Raw genomic sequence first — 431 nt, 5'->3', positions numbered from 1 at the left:
GATGTTCCAGCAAATCACTGGTCTACAAAAGCAATTTATGATTTAACAAATCGTAAAGTAGTGCAAGGGTACGGAAATAATATCTTTGGCTTTGGTGATAATGTAACTCGTGGGCAAGTTGCTCGTATGATTTATATGTACGTAAAACCAGCAGATGCAGATGCTAGCTTCAAAAATCCTTTTACTGATATTAAAGGACATTTGTTTGAAAAAGAAATCTTAGCACTTGCTAAAGCAGGACTTGTAAATGGATTTGGTGATGGGAAGTATGGTCCAGATGATATTTTAACTCGTGAACAAATGGCACAAGTGCTTACAAATGCTTTTAAATTTAAGGCAACGAAAACAACAAAATTTGCAGATGTTGATAAAAATTCTTGGTCTTACGGTGCAATTAGTGCATTAGAGGAAAATGGGGTTACAATTGGTAC

General features: G+C 35.3%; 1 protein-coding gene. It reads left to right on the top strand.

The window, feature by feature from the left end:
- Nucleotides 1-431: S-layer homology domain-containing protein (locus tag QO049_RS30540; protein ID WP_141442063.1), on the top strand; the 431-nt coding region annotated here is incomplete at both ends.

Origin of the sequence: Bacillus sp. RB3 (assembly GCF_030164735.1) — a bacterium.
In the GTDB taxonomy this organism is placed as follows: Bacteria; Bacillota; Bacilli; order Bacillales; family Bacillaceae_G; genus Bacillus_A; species Bacillus_A cereus.
This window is presented reverse-complemented; position numbering and strand designations above follow the sequence as displayed.